The following is a 17,567-nucleotide window of genomic DNA, read 5'->3' on the forward strand; positions in this document are numbered from 1 at the left end:
TCAAGTGCAGCCTGTCAGCTGGCGGTGGCCAGCAACACGTCCTGCACCGAACGGCTCTTGCCGCGGCTGCGGTCGTACTCGTACAGCGACGCGGCAATCTCGTCGGCACGGATCGGCAGGATCGACAGCAAGGTATCGCTCAGGCCATGGCTGGCCTGGCTGAAGCCCTGCATGTAGATGCCGGCCTTGCAGCGCTCGTCGGTGACGATGCGGTAGTCGCGGCTGACTTCAAAGTCGCCCATATAGTCGGCCAACGGTGCGAGCAACTGACGATGCATCTGGCGCTCGTAACCGGTGGCCAGTACGACGGCATCGTAATGGTTGAGGCTGGTTTCGCCGGTGGCGTTGTTGCGCAGCGCCAACTCCACACCCAGCGGCCCGGCCGTGGCTTTTTCCACGGTGGTCAGGGTACGGAACGCGTGACGGGCAATGCCGGAAACTTTCTGGCGGTAGAAGATCCCGTAGATGCGCTCGATCAGGTCCAGGTCCACCACCGAATAGTTGGTGTTGTGGTACTCGTTGACCAGGCGCTCGCGTTCGCTGCCGTTCTGCTGGAACACCAGGTCGGTGAACTCCGGCGAGAACACTTCGTTGACGAACGGGCTGTCATCCGCAGGCTTGAGGGCCGAGCCGCGCAGGATCATGTCGACCTGCACCGACGGGAAGCTGTCGTTGAGGTCGATAAACGCCTCGGCTGCGCTCTGGCCACCACCGATGATCGCGATGCGCATCGGCTTGCCGTCGACACACGGTTGCTGAGCCATGCGTTCCAGGTACTGGGAGTGATGGAACACCCGACCGTCATCCTTGAGCGCCTTGAACGACGCCGGAATACGCGGCGTACCACCGGCGCTGACCACCACCGAGCGGGTGGTGCGCACGTGCTGTTCACCCTGGGCGTCCCGGGAAATCACCCGCAGCGCCTCTACCTGCTGCTGATGCAGGATCGGCTCGATGGCCAGCACTTCCTCGCCGTAGCGGCTTTGCGCCTGGAACTGCCCGGAGACCCAGCGCAGGTAGTCGTTGTACTCCATGCGGCACGGATAGAAGGTACCCAGGTTGATGAAATCCACCAGGCGCCCGTGGGCCTTCAGGTAATTGACGAAGGAATAAGGGCTGGTGGGATTGCGCAGGGTCACCAGGTCCTTGAGGAAGGAAATCTGCAATTCACTCTGGGTGACCAGGGTGTTGCCGTGCCAGCGGTAGTCGGCCTGTTTGTCGAGGAACAGCACGTCCAGTTTGCCCTGGGCTTTCTCGCGTTCCTGCAGGGCGATGGCCAGCGCCAGGTTCGAAGGGCCGAACCCGATACCGATCAGGTCGTGAACGGCGGGCGATGCAATTGCCTGTGTCATTCCAGTGTCCTCTGGATAAGCCCCGTGGCAGTGGGGCGGGAGAGCCTCAGAGACCTGAAGGCACAGCAACAGGTCGTGTGTTGATAGGAGACGAGGACAATGAAATAAAATTTAGCTAACGCTGGAATCAGTGCGCATCCCACTCACGCATGCGCGCCCGGCAATGCTTCATGGCATTGACGATGTGTTTTTCCACCAGCGCGCGGGAAATACCCAGGCGCTCGGCGATTTGCAGGTGGGACAGGCCGTCGAGCTTGCGCAACAGGAAACTGTCACGGCAGAGCGCCGGCAGCTCGGCCAGCGCGCGCTCAAGCATTTCCAGGCGCTGGCCGTGGTCCAGGCAGTGATGGGGCGAAGACAGCGAAAAACGCTCCTCGCTGTCGAGTACTTCCAGGGGTTCATCCTGGCGCAGGGCGTTGCGCCGATGACCGTCGATCACCAGGTTCAGCGCCGTGCGATAGAGAAACGCCCGGGGCTGCTCGATCGGGACCTCGCTGGCACGCCCCAGCACCCGCACATAAGCGTCATGCACCATATCTTCGGCCACCTGACGGTTGCCCAGCTTGGCGTTGAGGAAACACACCAGCTCGCGATAGTAGTTTTCCAACATGACTCCCGACCGCCTGTAGGCGGCATTAGGTCCTTTGAGTACGAAGATAACGGCCGATTCGATGATGGCAGTTTGAGGTGCGTGTAATTTATAGTAATTCTCATCTAGTTTTAAACAAGACTTGCAACACCGGCCAATTATTTTGCCTGACACACCTGTAACGGCATATGTAACGGCCTAAATCCCCGGGCAATTTCCTCGTCTACCTGTCAGCTTCCCGCTCCTGCGGGCCGATCTTTCCTGGCTGGAACTCTGCATGAAACGTCCTCGACCTGCCCGACGCGCCCTGCTTGTGGTCGCGTGCCTGATCCCCGTCATCGCTTTAGCTGCCTGGCAGGTCCTGCCGCCGGGCCGGGACAAGCTGGCGACCGTCACCGTGACCCGGGGCGATATCGAAAGCAGCGTCACGGCCCTGGGCACCCTGCAACCCCGGCGCTACGTCGACGTGGGCGCCCAGGCGTCCGGACAGATCCAGAAGATTCACGTCGAGGCCGGTGCCCAGGTCAAGGAAGGCCAATTGCTGGTAGAGATCGACCCCTCCACGCAAAAAGCCAAGCTCGATGCCAGCCGCTACGCCATCGAGAACCTGCAGGCCCAGTTGCAGGAGCAACGGGCCCAGCACGAACTGGCCCGCCAGAAGTACCAGCGCCAGCAACGCCTGGTCGCCGGCAACGCCACCCGCGAGGAAGACGTGCAAACTGCCAGGGCCGAACTGAGCGCCACCCAGGCGCGGGTCGAGATGTTCCTGGCGCAGATTCGCCAGGCCAGGGCCAGCCTGCGCAGTGACGAGGCAGAGTTGGGCTACACGCGCATTTATGCGCCAATGAGCGGCACCGTGGTCGCGGTGGACGCCCGGGAAGGCCAGACACTCAACGCCCAGCAGCAAACCCCGCTGATCCTGCGGATCGCCAAGCTTTCGCCGATGACCGTATGGGCCGAAGTCTCGGAAGCCGACATCGGCCATGTCAAACCCGGCATGACGGCCTACTTCACCACCCTGAGCGGCGGCAGCCGGCGCTGGAGCAGCACCGTACGGCAGATTTTGCCGATCCCGCCCAAGCCGCTCAACGAAACCAGCCAGGGCGGTGGCAGCCCGAGCAGCGCCAGCAAAAGCGGCACCGGGCGAGTGGTGCTTTACACGGTGCTGCTGGACGTCGAAAACACCGATAACGCCTTGATGGCGGAAATGACCACCCAGGTATTCTTCGTCGCCGGCCAGGCCAGGGACACCCTGACCGCGCCGGTCGCCGCCCTGCAAGGCAGCCTCGGCGGCGACAAACAGATCGCCCGCGTGGTGGCGAAAAACGGCAGCATCGAGCAACGCGAAATCCGCCTGGGCCTCAGCGACCGCCTGCGAGTCCAGGTGCTGGAAGGCCTGAACGAAGGCGATCACCTGCTGATCGGCCCGGCCGATGGCAGCGGAGGTTGAATGTCGACCCCACTGATCGAACTCAAGGGCATCCGCAAATCCTACGGCGGCGGCGACACGCCGCAGGTTGATGTGCTGCGCGGCATCGACCTGGCGATGCATGCCGGGGAATTCGTGGCGATTGTCGGCGCCTCCGGCTCCGGCAAATCCACGCTGATGAATATCCTCGGCTGCCTCGACCGCCCCACCGAGGGCGACTACCTGTTCGCCGGAGAGAACGTCGCCCAGCTCGACAGCGACGAACTCGCCTGGCTGCGCCGCGAGGCCTTCGGTTTCGTGTTCCAGGGCTATCACCTGATCCCTTCCGGCTCGGCCCAGGAAAACGTCGAGATGCCGGCGATCTATGCCGGCATCAGCGCCGCCGAACGCCATGCCCGCGCCAAGGCCCTGCTCACGCGCCTGGGCCTGGCCGAGCGCACCGGCAACCGCCCGCACCAGCTTTCCGGCGGCCAGCAACAGCGGGTGTCGATTGCCCGGGCGTTGATGAACGGCGGGCATATCATCCTCGCCGACGAACCCACCGGCGCCCTCGACAGCCACAGCGGCGCCGAGGTCATGACCCTGCTGGACGAACTGGCCAGCCAGGGCCACGTGGTCATCCTGATCACCCACGACCGCGAAGTCGCGGCGCGGGCCAATCGCATCATCGAGATCCGCGACGGGCTGATCATCAGCGACTCTGCCGAGACCAGCGAGACGCCCCCCGCGGCCATCTCCGGCGCGTTGCAAGCCGTGGACCTGCGCCAGCGCCTGGCCGATGGCGCCGAGCACAACGGCGCCTGGAAAGCCGAGCTGCTGGATGCCGTGCAAGCCGCGTGGCGGGTGATGTGGATCAACCGTTTTCGCACGGCGCTGACGCTGCTGGGGATCATCATCGGCGTGGCGTCGGTGGTGGTGATGCTGGCGGTGGGCGAAGGCAGCAAGCGCCAGGTGATGGCGCAGATGGGCGCTTTCGGCTCCAATATCCTCTACGTCAGCGGGTCGGCGCCCAACCCGCGCACACCACCCGGCGTGATCACCCTCAACGACGTGGCCGCCCTGGCGGCCCTGCCTCAGGTCAAGCGCATCATGCCGGTGAACGGCGCAGAGGCCGGCGTTCGCTTTGGCAACGTCGACCATATGGCGTATGTCGGGGGCAATGACACCAATTTCCCGGCCATTTTCAACTGGCCAGTGGTCGAGGGGAGTTACTTCACCGAGGCCGACGAGCGCGCCGGAGCCACGGTGGCAGTGATCGGCAAACGGGTACGCGACAAGCTGTTCAAGGATGTGACCGACCCGATCGGGCAATACATCCTGATCGAAAACGTTCCATTCCAGGTGGTCGGTGTGCTCGCCGAAAAAGGCGCCAGCTCCGGCGACAAAGACAGCGACGACCGTATCGCCATCCCCTACTCTGCCGCCAGCGTGCGTCTGTTCGGCAGCTATAACCCCGAATACGTAGTGATTGCCGCCGCCGACGCGCGCAACGTGCACGACGCCGAACAGGCTATCAATCAGTTGTTGCTGCGCCTGCACAACGGCAAGCACGACTTTGAACTGACCAACAATGCCGCGATGATCCAGGCCGAGGCACGCACCCAGAACACCTTGTCACTGATGCTCGGCTCGATTGCCGCGATTTCGCTGCTGGTGGGAGGTATCGGGGTGATGAATATCATGCTGATGACCGTACGTGAACGCACCCGGGAAATCGGCATTCGCATGGCCACCGGGGCGCGGCAGCGGGACATCCTGCGCCAGTTCCTCACTGAAGCGGTGATGCTCTCTGTGGTCGGCGGCGTCACCGGCATCGGCCTCGCCCTGCTGGTGGGCGGCGTGCTGATCCTCAGCAACGTGGCCGTCGCGTTCTCGATTCCGGCCGCCGTGGGGGCCTTCTTCTGCGCCCTGGTCACCGGCGTTATCTTCGGTTTCATGCCGGCCCGCAAAGCCGCTCGACTTGACCCGGTCAAGGCCCTTACCAGTGAATGATCGCCCTATGAAAGTGTCCCTGACCCTCCTCGCCGCCAGCCTGCTGCTGGCCGCCTGCAGCAGCCCCGCACCGCGTCCGGGCGCAGGCATGCAAACACCGCCCGCCTGGCACAGTGCAAACGACGCAACGGCGCTGCGGGACAACCAGCAATGGTGGACAAGCTTCGACAGCCCCCAGCTCAACCAACTGATCGAACGGGCCCGCAGAGACAGTTACGACCTGGCCAGCGCCATGGCCCGGGTGCGCCAGGCCCAGGCCAGCGCAGTGATAGCTGGCGCACCGTTGCTGCCTGAACTCACCGGCGCGTTCAATGCAAACCGCCAGAAGCTGCTGCGGGGCAAGGGCTACAGCCAGCTGGATGCCACCAGCAGCAACAAGGCCGTGGATTACTTCGATGCGCGCCTGAGCGCCACTTACGAAATTGATTTCTGGGGTGGCAAGCGAGCCGCCCGGGACAGCGCCGTGGAAGAGGTGCGCGCCAGCGAATTCGACCAGGCCACCGTGGAACTGACCCTGCTCAGCGGTGTTGCGACCAGCTATACCCAGTGGCTGTCATTGCGTGAGCAACTGCGCATCGCCCAACTCAACCTGGACAACGCCCAAAACGTGTTGAAGCTGGTGCAGACTCGCCACGATGCAGGCTCCGCCACCGCCCTGGAACTGGCCCAGCAAAAAAGCCTCGTGGCCGCACAACAACGCCAACTGCCGCTGGCACAGCAACAGGCCGACGAGGCCTTGATCAGCCTCGCGGCACTGCTGGGCACACCGGTGCAGGACCTGCACCTGGCCCCGCAACCCTTCGCCCAATTGAACTGGCCGGGCATCGCCGCCGGTGTTCCCAGCCAACTGCTCAGCCGCCGGCCCGACATCGCCAGCGCCGAGGCCCGGCTGGCAGCAGCCCAGGCAGACGTCACCGTGGCCCGGGCGGCCATGCTGCCCACCCTCACCCTCAGTGCCGACCTTGGCTCGGGTGCCAACAAGCTCGCCGACGTAGTGCGCAGCCCGTTCTACAACCTCACTTCCGGCCTGGTCGCACCGATCTTCAACAATGGCCGCCTGAGCGCCGAGCGGGACAAGGCCCGGGCGCGCCAGGATGAGCTGCTGCAGACTTACCGGGGAGCGATCATCAATGGCTTTGCCGATGTGGAAAAAGCCCTGAGCAGCATTCGCGGGCTGGATGCGCAGCGTCAGTGGCAGAGCGAGGAACTGAGGGAGGCGCAGACTGCCTTCGAGATTGCCCAGAGTCGCTATGAAGCCGGGGCGGAGGACTTGCTGACGGTGCTGGAGACGCAGCGCACGTTATATGCGGCGCAGGACATGAATGTGCAATTACGCCGATCGCGGCTGAACGCAAGCATTGCGTTGTATAAGGCACTGGGGGGCGGCTGGCAGGTGCCAGCAAGCACGATCAACTGAATGAAAGCCGGGCTTGCCCGGCCCCCACCGTTGAGCGGCGCGCTTTAGAGCACCCGCTCCTTGACCTTCAAATGCCGCGCATACCAGGGACGCTTCGGCACCTTGCGAAACAGCCCGGCCAGCCTGTCCTCATCCGCCCCGAAGGTAATCCGCAGCGCCAGCTTCATGGTCTCCGGGTCCATCTCCATCGACTTGCCCATCTGCAACCCCGGCGTGGTGCTGCAACCATGGGTGTCCGGCCCCAGCCACGGGTCATCCACCTCCACCCAGCGCCCCGGCGCAAACCAGGGCACGCCGTTGACTTCCAGCCGGCTCACTTCACCCGGATGAAAACGCTCGTGGGCACGAAACCAATCCTCGATGCGGTCATCGATCCAACCATGAAAACGCCAGAACACCGGATTCACGTGAGAAGAAAACGGATCTCCAAGGAAGTCATTCTCTGCCACGTACCAACGCGCGGCAAAGTCAGCCGGGTCCCGTGCAAAAGGCACCGGCGCGCCGTTGGACGGGTCCCGCGGCACCGAGGCCCAGCGCATATGCAGCCAGTCGTGCAGGCCCAGCTCCACCTCCGAGCCGAACTGCCCCAAGGTGAGTTTCGCCAGGTAGCGCGGGTCACGGTACTGCGACTCCCAGACCTCAAAGTTACTGTGGTAAGTCTCGGCCGCCTTGATATCGCTGACCCACTGGGTATACGCACTGTCATTCGCCGCCATCCAGGTAGGCGGCAACGCGAAACCGTCATGATTGTCGAAATAGCGGACAAACCCCTGGCGATCACGCTCCAGCCCCGGCTGTGGCTGAGGGAAGTACGTCCACGATGGCAAGTCCTGCATCGAACGTGCGGCGCCCAGCATGTGCCGATGCATGAAAAAGAAGTCGATGCCCGAACCGTTGCGATCCTTGCGCGGCCCCCGTGCATCGCGCTCCCGGTCACGCGGACCAGGCTGCCAGCCGATCCCCCGCAAGGCATTACGCTTGTCTTCGGAGAGTTTGTGCCACTGGTCACGGGAAGCGTGCCAGAGCTGGTGAAACAGGCGATGTTCGGGAGCAATCAACCAGGCCAATAGAACCGGGTTGAGACCGATGCGCTCACGCGCCTCGGGAAACAGCCGCTTGGTGGCGACAAAATGATTGTCCCGTTCGAGCAGGGCCAATGGGCGGTCCAGGCTGAGGATCTGCCCGCTCAAGGTGCCGCTGCCGGCGTTACCGAATTCGGCCCAGACTTCATCAAGGGTCATTTTGAACTCGTAGGCTGGAGCCCCGTCCACGGCATCGCGGTCGATCAGGCGCCAGTACAGATGCGCCCCGTCGCCGGGAGTCAGGTCACCCAACACACGATAGCGCGGCTCGCCGTCGGCACGCAGTTGTTCGCCAGTGTCGAGGTAGCCCCGCAGGCCACGCCCACGCGGGGCAACGTCGAGGAGCAATTCCAGGCCTTCCAGGGGCAGGCCTTTCAGGCCGGCATCGCGGCCTGCCAACTGCACATGCCAAACGCCACGCAGGCTGTCCGCCAAATGCTGGCCGGCGGTGTCTGCCAGATCCACCGTGGCTTCGCCCGGGGTAATCGGAAACTCTTCACGCGTCAGCTCGCGATGGGCATAAAAGGCCGCAGGCACTGCAGCGCCAGTCAGCGCCAGGCCGGCGATGAACCCTCGTCGAGAAATCGTCATTGCTTTACCTGTGTCAGCCATCAAGCAGGCTTTATCCAAGCTAGAACGTTCGCTGACAGGGGAAATTTAGCACCGCGCCTCCCAGGCTTAAATTTTCCCGCCCATCGCTCGTTCATCCCAGATAGCAAAGGCCTCAACTGACTGAGATGGCAATGACAAAACCACGTTCGAAAAAGGCGTTGTACTTCGGCCTGCCGCTGGTCCTGGCCATTGGCGCCGGGGCCGGGTTCCTGGCTTGGGACCATTGGTTCAGGGGCAATGCCGGGTACCCGTTGGCGGTAATCAAGCAGGCCAATGAGATGCAGGACCGCCTGCTGTCGTTCGACAGTCACATCACCGTGCCGCTCAACTTTGGTACCGCCGGCAACGAAGCCGACAAGGACGGCAGCGGCCAGTTCGACCTGGCCAAGGCCAGCCGGGGGCGCCTGTCGGGTGCAGCCCTGACGATTTTCGGCTGGCCGGAAATGTGGAACGGTCCCAATGCGCCCCACAAGCCCACCGCGGGTTTTGTCGAAGAAGCCCGCCACCAGCAGGAGACTCGCTACAAGATCATCTCCGGCATGGTTCGCGACTTCCCCAACCAAGTGGGCATTGCCTACACCCCGGATGATTTCCGGCGTCTGCATGGCGAAGGCAAGTTTGCGATCTTTATCAGCATGCTCAACGCCTACCCGCTGGGTGATGACCTTAATCAGTTGAACCTGTGGACCGCGCGCGGCATGCGCATGTTCGGCTTCAGCTACATCGGCAACAACGCCTGGTCGGACTCGTCACGCCCACTGCCGTTTTTCAATGACTCACCCGATGCCCTCGACGGCCTCTCGGATATCGGCAAGCAAGCCGTGCATCGCCTCAACGACCTGGGGGTAATCATTGATGTCTCGCAGATGTCCACCAAGGCCCTGGAGCAAGTTGCGCAACTGAGCCGCGCACCGATGGTGGCCTCCCATTCGGCGCCACGGGCGTCGGTGGACATACCACGCAACCTCAGCGACAAGGAACTGCAACTGATCAAGAACAGCGGCGGTGTCGTTCAGGTGGTGGGCTTCCCAGCTTACCTGCGCCCCCTCAGCCAGCCCACCCAGGACAAACTCAACGCGTTGCGCGCGCGCTTCGACCTGCCGCCACTGCCCAACCTGGCCGTAGCCCTGATGCCCGGCGACCCGATCATCTCGGCCTGGCCAGAACAAAAGTTTGGCCAATACGCCAGTGCGCTGTACGCCATCCTCGAAGAAGAACCCAAGGCCACCCTCAAGGACTTGGGCGATGCCATCGATTACACCGTGCGCAAGGTTGGCATCGACCACGTCGGCATCGCCTCGGACTTCAACGACGGCGGCGGCCTCAAGGGCTGGGAGAACGTCGGCGAAGTGCGCAACGTGACTGCGGAACTGATCCAGCGCGGCTACTCCGAAGCCGATATCGCCAAGCTCTGGGGAGGCAACTTCCTGCGGGTCTGGGACCAGGTACAAAAAGCTGCCAAGCCATTGGCCAACCGCTGAACCACCCTCAATGAATGAAGTGAATTCATGACCGACCGCCGTACGTTTCTCAAGCAGGCCGGGCTTCTCGCCGCGAGCCTGCCGCTGGGCACTGCCATCATCCCCCAGGCACTGGCAGGCAATGCGGCACCACCTGGCGACCCTTGGGCAGGCTTTCGCCAACTGTTTACCCAGGACCCGGACTACCTGCACTTTTCGAATTTCCTGGTGGCCTCGCACCCCAAGCCGGTGCGTGAGGCCATCGAGCGCTACCGCGCGCAGATCGACCGCAACCCCGGCCTGGCCATGGATTGGGACCTGCAAGAGACATGGAAGCGTGAAGGCCAGGTGCGCGAATGGGCCGGCCGCTACCTGAATGCCAGGCCCGGCCAGATAGCCCTGACCGGCAGCACCTCCGAAGGCCTGGCGATGATTTACGGCGGGATCCAGGTACGCCCCGACCAGGAAATCCTCACCACTGTTCACGAACATTACGCCACCGCCTACAGCCTCGATTTCCGGGTACGCAAGGAAGGCACCCAGGTACGCAAGATCAAATTGTTCGAGAGCGCCCATTCGGTGTCCGTCGATGAAGTGCTCGGTTCTATCGAGCGCAATATCCGCCCCAATACCCGTGTGCTCGGCATGACCTGGGTGCAATCCGGCAGCGGCGTCAAGCTGCCGATCGGCTCGATCGGCAAGCTGGTGGATGAACACAACCGCAATCGTGACGACAAGGACCGCATCCTCTACGTGGTCGATGGTGTGCATGGGTTTGGCGTCGAGAACCTCGACTTCCCGGACATGCATTGCGACTTTTTCATTGCCGGCACCCACAAGTGGATGTTCGGCCCGCGGGGCACCGGGATCATTTGCGCCCGCTCGGAGCAGAACACCGACGTGACACCGATGGTGCCGACCTTCTCCGAAGACACCAACTTCGCCACCACCATGACACCCGGCGGCTACCACGCCTTTGAACATCGCTGGGCTGCGGATGAAGCCTTCAAACTGCACTTGCAGTTGGGCAAGCCGCAGGTACAGGCACGCATTCATCAGCTCAACGACGAACTGAAGACCCAACTGCTGGCGCACTCGAAGATAGAGCTGGTGACACCCCGCAGCAGCGAGTTGTCGGCAGGCTTCACCTTCTTCCGGGTCAACGGCCAGGACAGCCGCGACGTGGCCGCCCACATGATGAAAAACCGGGTAGTGATCGACTCGGTATATCGGGACGCCGGCCCGGTGATTCGCACTTCCCCGGGCCTGCTCAACACATCGGCCGAGATCCAGCGCTTCATGACGTTGCTGAGCCAACGGTTGTGACGCCTCTTTTTCATTTCAGCGAGATGCTCCCATGAACCATCACCCGCACCTGAAACCGCTGGCCGCAGTGATTCTGACAACACTGTGCAGTGCCCTGCTACCGGGCCTGGCCCAGGCGGCCACGCCGACACCCGGTAAAGTGTTCAAGGACTGCAAGGACTGCCCGGAAATGGTCGTGTTGCCCGCCGGTACGTTCACCATGGGCACCCCGGAAGACGAAGTGGGACGCGAGCCTGATGAAGGCCCGATGCACCCGGTCACCTTTGCCAGGCCCTTCGCCATGAGCCGCTTCCAGGTCACCGCCGGCGAGTGGGACAGCTATGTACGCCAGTCCGGGGTCAAGATTGCCAATGGCGATGAACGACCCGGCCGCGAGTGCGTTGCCAGCAAGCCACGCTACCCCCAGGGGCCGCGCCAACCTGCCGTGTGCATGGACTTCGAGGATGTGCAGAACTACGTCGCCTGGCTATCGAAGAAAACCGGCCATCACTACCAGATGGTCAGCGAAGCCCAACGTGAATACGCCGCCCGCGCCGGCTCCACCGGCCCGTTCCCCTTCCCGTTCGACGAGGGCAAGGGCTACAGCATTGCCCGGCATGCCAACACCTACGGCCCGGCGGATGGCTACAGCTACTCGTCCCCGGTGGGCAGCTACCCGCCCAACGCGTTCGGCATGTACGACATGCACGGCAACGTCTACGAGTGGACAGCCGATTGCTACAACGACGATTACGTCGGCGCCCCAAGCGACGGCAGCGCCTGGCTGACCGGTAAATGCCAGTTCAGACGCATCCGCGGCAACGACTGGGGTGAAGCCCCCGTGTTCTCCCGCTCCGGCAACCGCAATGCGTTGGTACCGGACAACCGCGGTGACTGGATCGGCTTTCGCGTCGTGCGGGATCTGTAAGGCAGCCAGCCCTCTAAATTAACCCTCCCCCCAGTCGTTTTACAGGTGTGTGTGACCCGTCATGCAACGCATTGCGGCGCACCACCGCCCTCTATGCCACCCAGGCCGAGCCCGCGACCGAAGCCGGGCCCGGCCGATCTTCAAGCAGGGAACCTCCATGAGCAAACCAACACGTGGGGTGATCAATGAATTGTTCACCCTGCTCAAACCCTTTCGGCTGATCGTTGTCGGCTCCATTCTGCTCGGCATGGTCGGCGGCCTCAGCGTCACGGTATTGCTGGCGACCATCAATACCGTGCTGCACGCCGACAACGGCCTGACCAACACCGTGGTCGGCGCCTTTGCCGGCCTCTGCCTGCTGGCACTGGTCAGTTCGATCTTTTCCGATATCGGCACCAATTATGTGGGGCAAAAGATCATCGCCCGGCTGCGCAAGGAGCTTGGGGAAAAAGTCCTGTCGGCGCCCATCGAACAGATTGAGCGCTACCGCAGCCACCGCCTGATCCCGGTGCTCACCCACGACGTCGACACCATCAGCGATTTCGCGTTCGCCTTCGCCCCGCTGGCCATTTCGCTGACCGTCACCCTTGGCTGCATGGGTTACCTGGCGATGCTGTCATGGCCGATGTTCTTGATCATGGTGGTCGCGATCATCATCGGCACGGTCGTCCAGTACATCGCCCGGGGCCGGGGAATCAAAGGCTTCATGGAGGCCCGCGACGCCGAAGACGAACTGCAGAAACACTACAACTCCATCGCCGAGGGCGCCAAGGAGTTGCGCATCCATCGTCCGCGCAGGCACCGCATGTTTGTGTCGGGGATAGAAAGCACCGCCGACAAAATCTGCGACACACAAATTCGTTCGGTGAATATTTTCGTCGTCGCCAAGACCCTCGGCTCCATGCTGTTTTTCGTGGTCATCGGGCTGGCACTCGCCCTGCAATCACTGTGGCCGAGTGCCGACAAATCAGTGATGAGCGGCTTTGTGCTGGTGCTGCTGTACATGAAAGGGCCGCTGGAGCATCTGATCGGCACCCTGCCAATCGTCAGCCGCGCGCAGATCGCATTCCGCCGTATCGCCGCGCTGTCGGAGCAGTTTTCCTCGCCCGAACCCCACCTGCTGCTCAGCGACCAAGGCAACCAGAGTACGCCGGTGCACAGCCTGGAATTGACGGACGTGTCCTACAGTTTCCCCGCCACCGAAGGCAGCGCACCGTTTCGCCTGGGCCCGGTCAACCTGAAGATCGAGCAAGGCGACATCATCTTCATTGTCGGCGAAAACGGTTGCGGCAAGACCACCCTGATCAAGCTGCTGCTAGGCCTGTACGCCCCGCAGCAGGGGGAAATCCGCCTCAACGGGCAGCCCGTGACGGCAGTGACACGTGACGACTATCGCCAGTTGTTCACCACGATCTTCGCTGACTACTACCTGTTCGACGACGTGGTGCAGGGCGATACCCATATTCCCGAAGATGCCAACCAATACCTGCAGCGCCTGGAAATCGGCCACAAGGTCAGCGTGCGTGACGGTTCGTTCACCACCACCGACCTGTCCACCGGCCAGCGCAAGCGCCTGGCGCTGGTCAATGCATGGCTGGAGGAACGCCCGGTGCTGGTGTTTGACGAATGGGCCGCAGACCAGGACCCGACGTTCCGGCGGATTTTCTACACCGAGCTGCTGCCGGATCTCAAGCGCCTGGGCAAAACCATCATCGTGATTTCCCACGACGATCGTTACTTCGACATTGCCGACCAACTGGTCCGCATGGAAGCCGGGAAAGTAGCCACCGAACTGCAACCGGCATGAATAAGTTAGATTCTCATTCTGGTTTTTTCGGCCTCGTGCGTCTAATTAAGAATCGCTAACAACTACGCAACCATTAAAACCAGTAAGAGTGAGCACAATGTCAGCAATTGCGGGGATTCCACGTTTTACCAAAGCCTTGTTCATGCGCCGTATGCTGCAGCCGGGCTTCAGCGCCACCGCGTTCAGCATGGCGCTGGCGTTGCCGTTCAGTGCGCAGGTTCAGGCCCAGGAGATCAACTTCAATATCCCTGCACAATCGCTGGCAAGCGCCCTGCAGGCACTGGGCACCCAGTCGAACATGCAAGTGCTGTACAGCGCCGATGATGTAAAGGGCCAGCACAGCCAGCCGGTGAGCGGCCGGTTGTCGCCTGAACAGGCGTTGTCGCAGATGCTGGTGGGGACCGGCGCTGTGTTCACCGTTCAAGCCAACACCGTCACCGTACGTGCCCGGGCAACGGGTGATTCACTGGAGCTGGGTGCCACCACCATCAGTGGCCAGGCTGTTGAATCGGCCTACGGCCCCGTGGACGGCTACGTTGCCACCCGCAGCGCCACCGGCACCAAGACCGATACGCCCCTCCTGGAAATCCCGCAAACCGTCAACGTAGTCACCGCTAAACAGATCGAAACCCAGGGCGCACTCAACCTGACCCAGGCCTTGCGCTACACGCCAGGCCTGAACACCGGCGGCTTCACCGACCGCAACGCGATCGCCGACGAAATCACCAGCCGTGGCTTCGCCCCTACCCAGCTGTACCTGGACGGCGCTTACTTGCCCTATGCCGGCAGCCTCGGCGGCGCCCCGCAAATCGATCCGTATACCCTGGAGCGCATCGAAGTGCTCAAGGGCCCATCGTCGGTGCTCTTTGGCCAGAACCAGCCAGGCGGCCTGATCAACATGGTCTCCAAGCGACCGACCACCGAACAACGCAGCGAGGTCAAGATCGGTGCCGGCAGCTACAACCGGGTCAACGGCGCATTCGACACCAGCGGCCCGCTCGACGATCAGAAAGAGTTCAGCTATCGCATCGTCGGCGTCGCGAAGAAAGGCAACCAGCAGGTCGATCATACCCACAGCGAACGCATGCTGCTGGCACCCAGCCTGACCTGGGCCCCGAACGACGACACATCCCTGACCGTACTGGCGCAGATCCAGCGGGACCGAGGCCTGGAAGACTATCAGGCGTTGCCAATGATCGGCTCTCTCGAGCGCGGCCCCAACGGCAAACGCATCGACCGCAACTTCTTCTCCGGCGACTCGAAATACAACGACTACAAACGTGACCAGTTCATCCTGGGCTACGACTTGACCCACAGCTTCAGCGAAAACCTGAAAGGTCGCTCCACCGCCCGCTACACCGACGTACGCGACGACTACAAAGGCTTCTACCTGCGCAGCTTCGTCACCGATGCAGTCACCGGCGCGGTCGACCAGACCCGGGCCAACCGTGTCAAACTCGACTGGCGCCAGCACAACACCGCCTACACCATCGATAACAACCTGGAATACAAATTCAACACCGGCGCGCTGGAGCACACCACCCTGGTCGGCCTGGACTATCGCAACTTCAACCGCAAATACACCGGCTACAACGCCTACAACGTACTGCCGATCAACCTCTACGGCGAAAACAACAACTACGACACCAGCAGCGTGACCCCGGAAAAAACCACCAAGTGGGACAACACCGTGCGCCAGACCGGCGTCTACCTGCAGGACCAGATCAAACTGGACAAGTGGATCCTGACCATTGGTGGCCGTCAGGACTGGGCCGAAGTTGAAAACAAGGACCTGATTGCAAACTCCATCACCGAACAGCGTGACAACAAGTTCACCGGCCGTGTCGGCCTGACCTATGTCACCGACTTCGGGCTGGCGCCGTACGTCAGCTACTCCGAATCCTTCCTGCCGACCGTTGGCACTACCGCGCCCGAACGTGGCGGCAAGGCCTTCGCGCCGACCGAAGGCGAACAGTACGAAGTGGGTGTGAAGTACCAGCCGTTCGAGAAGACGCTGATCACGGCTTCCGTGTACCAGATCAAGCAGAAAAACGTGTTGAGCCAGGATAACGAGTACACCCAGTACTCGGTCCAGCAAGGCCAGGTTCGCTCCCGCGGTGTTGAACTGGAAGTCAAATCGACGATTGCCAACGTCGACGTACTGGCTGCTGCGTCCTACCTCGACGCGTTCTACATCAAGAACAACTACGGCAACACCGGTAACCGCACCGAGCAACAGGCTCCGGTTTCGGCATCGCTGTGGGTTGACTACCACTTCACCCAGGCGGTGCTCAATGGCCTGACCTTCGGTGCCGGCGCCCGCTACACCGGCCCCAAACCCGGTGATGCCGCCAACTCGTTCGAGGTCCCGGGCTTTGTGGTCTATGACACCACCGTCAGCTACGACCTGAGCAAGGTATCGCCAAGCCTGCGTGGCGTGGAGACCAGCCTGAACGTGCAGAACGTGTTCAACCGCGAGTACGTGTCCCACTGCAACTACTCGTTCGGCTGCTACTACGGCCAGGAACGCGTCGCCTCGGTTGACGTGACGTACAACTTCTAGCCGACACCCACAAAAAAACCGGGCCTGGCCCGGTTTTTTTGTGCCTGTTCTCAAGCTGCCAGCGCGGCTCGCAATGCCTGGGTCAATTGACCGTACACCTCGTCGATATCCGGCACCACGCTCTGCAGGCGCAGGAAATCGTGAATCAACCCGGTGTACTCGATCACTTCCACCGCCACCCCCTGCTCCTGCAACCGTCGGGCATAGGCACGCCCTTCATCCAGCAGCGGGTCATGACCGGCCAACGCAATCAGCGCCGGTGGCATGCCCGGGTACCCCGGCGCCAGCAATGGCGAGAAGCGCCAGTCAAGACGATCCGCCGCCTCCCGGGCGTAATGCCGGTAGAACCATTCCAGTGTCTCGGTCTCCAGCAGATAGCCCTCGCCGAACAGCTCGGTCGACGGGCTATGGGTGGAAGCGTCCGTCACCGGATAGCACAGCAGTTGCCAGCAGGGTTTAATTGCCAGCGTCGCGGGCTCGAGCACCGACTGCAACGCCAGCACCGTCGCCAGCGTGGCCCCCACACTGTCGCCACCGAAAGCCACGCGGGTGAGGTCCAGGCCTTCGGCTGCAGCGTTATCGGCCAGCCAGGCCAGGGCATCGGCGCCATCGTTCAGCGGCGTCGGGAACCTGTGCTCCGGCGCCAGTCGATAACCCACTGAAACCACCGCACACGGAGTTCTGGCGCAGAATTCGCGGCACACCCCGTCATGGGATTCCAGGCTGCCGACCACGTAGCCACCGCCATGGAAGTACACCAGCACCGGCAGGCTCTGCGCCGAAACGTCAGCGGGACGGTACACACGCAACGCCAGCGTCGCGCCATCGCGTGCCGTGAATTCGATGTGGCTGCAGCGCACCTGCGCAGGCGCCTGCCAGCGCAGTTGCGCGGTGGTGCGCTCGAACGCCTCCCGGGCCTGGGCGGGCGTTGACAGGTGAAACGGCCCAGGACCGTCCGCCTGGCTTTCTTGCGCCAGGTCGAGGAAGGCATTGAGTTCCGGATGCAAGGACATCGCAGGTTTCCTTATGAA

General features: G+C 62.4%; 12 protein-coding genes. 8 read left to right on the forward strand and 4 right to left on the reverse strand.

Translation table 11 applies throughout. The features are described from left to right. Positions 1 to 14: 14 nt before the first annotated feature. Both HX824_RS04705 and HX824_RS04710 read right to left on the reverse strand, forming a co-directional pair. Positions 15 to 1,352 (reverse strand): lysine N(6)-hydroxylase/L-ornithine N(5)-oxygenase family protein, encoded by a 1,338-nt coding sequence (locus HX824_RS04705; RefSeq protein WP_177041542.1) that lies wholly within the window; start codon positions 1,350 to 1,352, stop codon positions 15 to 17. Between the two features lie 127 nt (positions 1,353 to 1,479). Next, complete coding sequence (locus HX824_RS04710; RefSeq protein WP_177054191.1) at positions 1,480 to 1,962, reverse strand: sigma-70 family RNA polymerase sigma factor; 483 nt, start codon at positions 1,960 to 1,962, stop codon at positions 1,480 to 1,482. 256 nt (positions 1,963 to 2,218) lie between these two features. Here HX824_RS04710 and HX824_RS04715 point away from each other — a divergent pair, with 256 nt between their 5' ends. The 3 genes from HX824_RS04715 to HX824_RS04725 are packed head-to-tail and all read left to right on the forward strand — an operon-like array spanning position 2,219 to position 6,779. Continuing rightward, on the forward strand, positions 2,219 to 3,391 hold the full coding sequence (locus tag HX824_RS04715) for an efflux RND transporter periplasmic adaptor subunit (RefSeq protein WP_177054192.1): 1,173 nt from the start codon (positions 2,219 to 2,221) through the stop codon (positions 3,389 to 3,391). Beyond that, the gene (locus tag HX824_RS04720) at positions 3,392 to 5,362 is read left to right on the forward strand and encodes a MacB family efflux pump subunit (protein ID WP_177054193.1); all 1,971 of its coding nucleotides are present in this window, start codon (positions 3,392 to 3,394) and stop codon (positions 5,360 to 5,362) included. A 7-nt stretch (positions 5,363 to 5,369) separates the two neighbouring features. Next, positions 5,370 to 6,779: an efflux transporter outer membrane subunit gene (locus tag HX824_RS04725; RefSeq protein WP_177054194.1), complete on the forward strand. Its 1,410-nt coding sequence runs from the start codon at positions 5,370 to 5,372 to the stop codon at positions 6,777 to 6,779. Between the two features lie 44 nt (positions 6,780 to 6,823). Here the strand turns inward: HX824_RS04725 and HX824_RS04730 are convergent, their stop codons facing one another. Beyond that, positions 6,824 to 8,452 (reverse strand): PvdJ/PvdD/PvdP-like protein, encoded by a 1,629-nt coding sequence (locus tag HX824_RS04730; RefSeq protein ID WP_177036774.1) that lies wholly within the window; start codon positions 8,450 to 8,452, stop codon positions 6,824 to 6,826. 152 nt (positions 8,453 to 8,604) lie between these two features. On the opposite strand from HX824_RS04730, the gene pvdM reads away from it, so the two are divergent. From pvdM to HX824_RS04755, 5 genes are all read left to right on the forward strand, one after another. Continuing rightward, on the forward strand, positions 8,605 to 9,954 hold the full coding sequence (pvdM, locus tag HX824_RS04735) for a pyoverdine-tailoring dipeptidase-like protein PvdM (RefSeq protein WP_177054195.1): 1,350 nt from the start codon (positions 8,605 to 8,607) through the stop codon (positions 9,952 to 9,954). Between the two features lie 27 nt (positions 9,955 to 9,981). After that, positions 9,982 to 11,259: an aminotransferase class V-fold PLP-dependent enzyme gene (locus HX824_RS04740; RefSeq protein WP_177054196.1), complete on the forward strand. Its 1,278-nt coding sequence runs from the start codon at positions 9,982 to 9,984 to the stop codon at positions 11,257 to 11,259. Positions 11,260 to 11,290: 31 nt separating this feature from the next. Then, the gene (locus HX824_RS04745) at positions 11,291 to 12,166 is read left to right on the forward strand and encodes a formylglycine-generating enzyme family protein (protein ID WP_177054197.1); all 876 of its coding nucleotides are present in this window, start codon (positions 11,291 to 11,293) and stop codon (positions 12,164 to 12,166) included. A gap of 157 nt (positions 12,167 to 12,323) precedes the next feature. After that, on the forward strand, positions 12,324 to 13,973 hold the full coding sequence (locus tag HX824_RS04750) for a cyclic peptide export ABC transporter (RefSeq protein ID WP_003208548.1): 1,650 nt from the start codon (positions 12,324 to 12,326) through the stop codon (positions 13,971 to 13,973). A gap of 97 nt (positions 13,974 to 14,070) precedes the next feature. After that, positions 14,071 to 16,536, forward strand: a complete 2,466-nt coding sequence (locus tag HX824_RS04755; RefSeq protein ID WP_102605425.1) for a TonB-dependent siderophore receptor — start codon at positions 14,071 to 14,073, stop codon at positions 16,534 to 16,536. Positions 16,537 to 16,586: 50 nt separating this feature from the next. Here HX824_RS04755 and HX824_RS04760 read toward each other — a convergent pair whose 3' ends face one another. Continuing rightward, the gene (locus HX824_RS04760) at positions 16,587 to 17,549 is read right to left on the reverse strand and encodes an alpha/beta hydrolase (RefSeq protein WP_177054198.1); all 963 of its coding nucleotides are present in this window, start codon (positions 17,547 to 17,549) and stop codon (positions 16,587 to 16,589) included. Positions 17,550 to 17,567 lie beyond the last annotated feature (18 nt).

Origin of the sequence: Pseudomonas sp. D4002 (genome assembly GCF_013385665.1) — a bacterium.
GTDB lineage: Bacteria > Pseudomonadota > Gammaproteobacteria > Pseudomonadales > Pseudomonadaceae > Aquipseudomonas.

Coding starts and splice junctions, on each gene's coding strand:
- HX824_RS04725 (WP_177054194.1), top strand. CDS start 5,370: ATGAAAGTGTCCCTGACCCTCCTCGCCGCCAGCCTGCTGCTGGCCGCC.
- HX824_RS04750 (WP_003208548.1), top strand. CDS start 12,324: ATGAGCAAACCAACACGTGGGGTGATCAATGAATTGTTCACCCTGCTC.
- HX824_RS04745 (WP_177054197.1), top strand. CDS start 11,291: ATGAACCATCACCCGCACCTGAAACCGCTGGCCGCAGTGATTCTGACA.
- HX824_RS04730 (WP_177036774.1), bottom strand. CDS start 8,452: ATGACGATTTCTCGACGAGGGTTCATCGCCGGCCTGGCGCTGACTGGC.
- HX824_RS04760 (WP_177054198.1), bottom strand. CDS start 17,549: ATGTCCTTGCATCCGGAACTCAATGCCTTCCTCGACCTGGCGCAAGAA.
- HX824_RS04740 (WP_177054196.1), top strand. CDS start 9,982: ATGACCGACCGCCGTACGTTTCTCAAGCAGGCCGGGCTTCTCGCCGCG.
- HX824_RS04710 (WP_177054191.1), bottom strand. CDS start 1,962: ATGTTGGAAAACTACTATCGCGAGCTGGTGTGTTTCCTCAACGCCAAG.
- HX824_RS04755 (WP_102605425.1), top strand. CDS start 14,071: ATGTCAGCAATTGCGGGGATTCCACGTTTTACCAAAGCCTTGTTCATG.
- pvdM (WP_177054195.1), top strand. CDS start 8,605: ATGACAAAACCACGTTCGAAAAAGGCGTTGTACTTCGGCCTGCCGCTG.
- HX824_RS04705 (WP_177041542.1), bottom strand. CDS start 1,352: ATGACACAGGCAATTGCATCGCCCGCCGTTCACGACCTGATCGGTATC.
- HX824_RS04720 (WP_177054193.1), top strand. CDS start 3,392: ATGTCGACCCCACTGATCGAACTCAAGGGCATCCGCAAATCCTACGGC.
- HX824_RS04715 (WP_177054192.1), top strand. CDS start 2,219: ATGAAACGTCCTCGACCTGCCCGACGCGCCCTGCTTGTGGTCGCGTGC.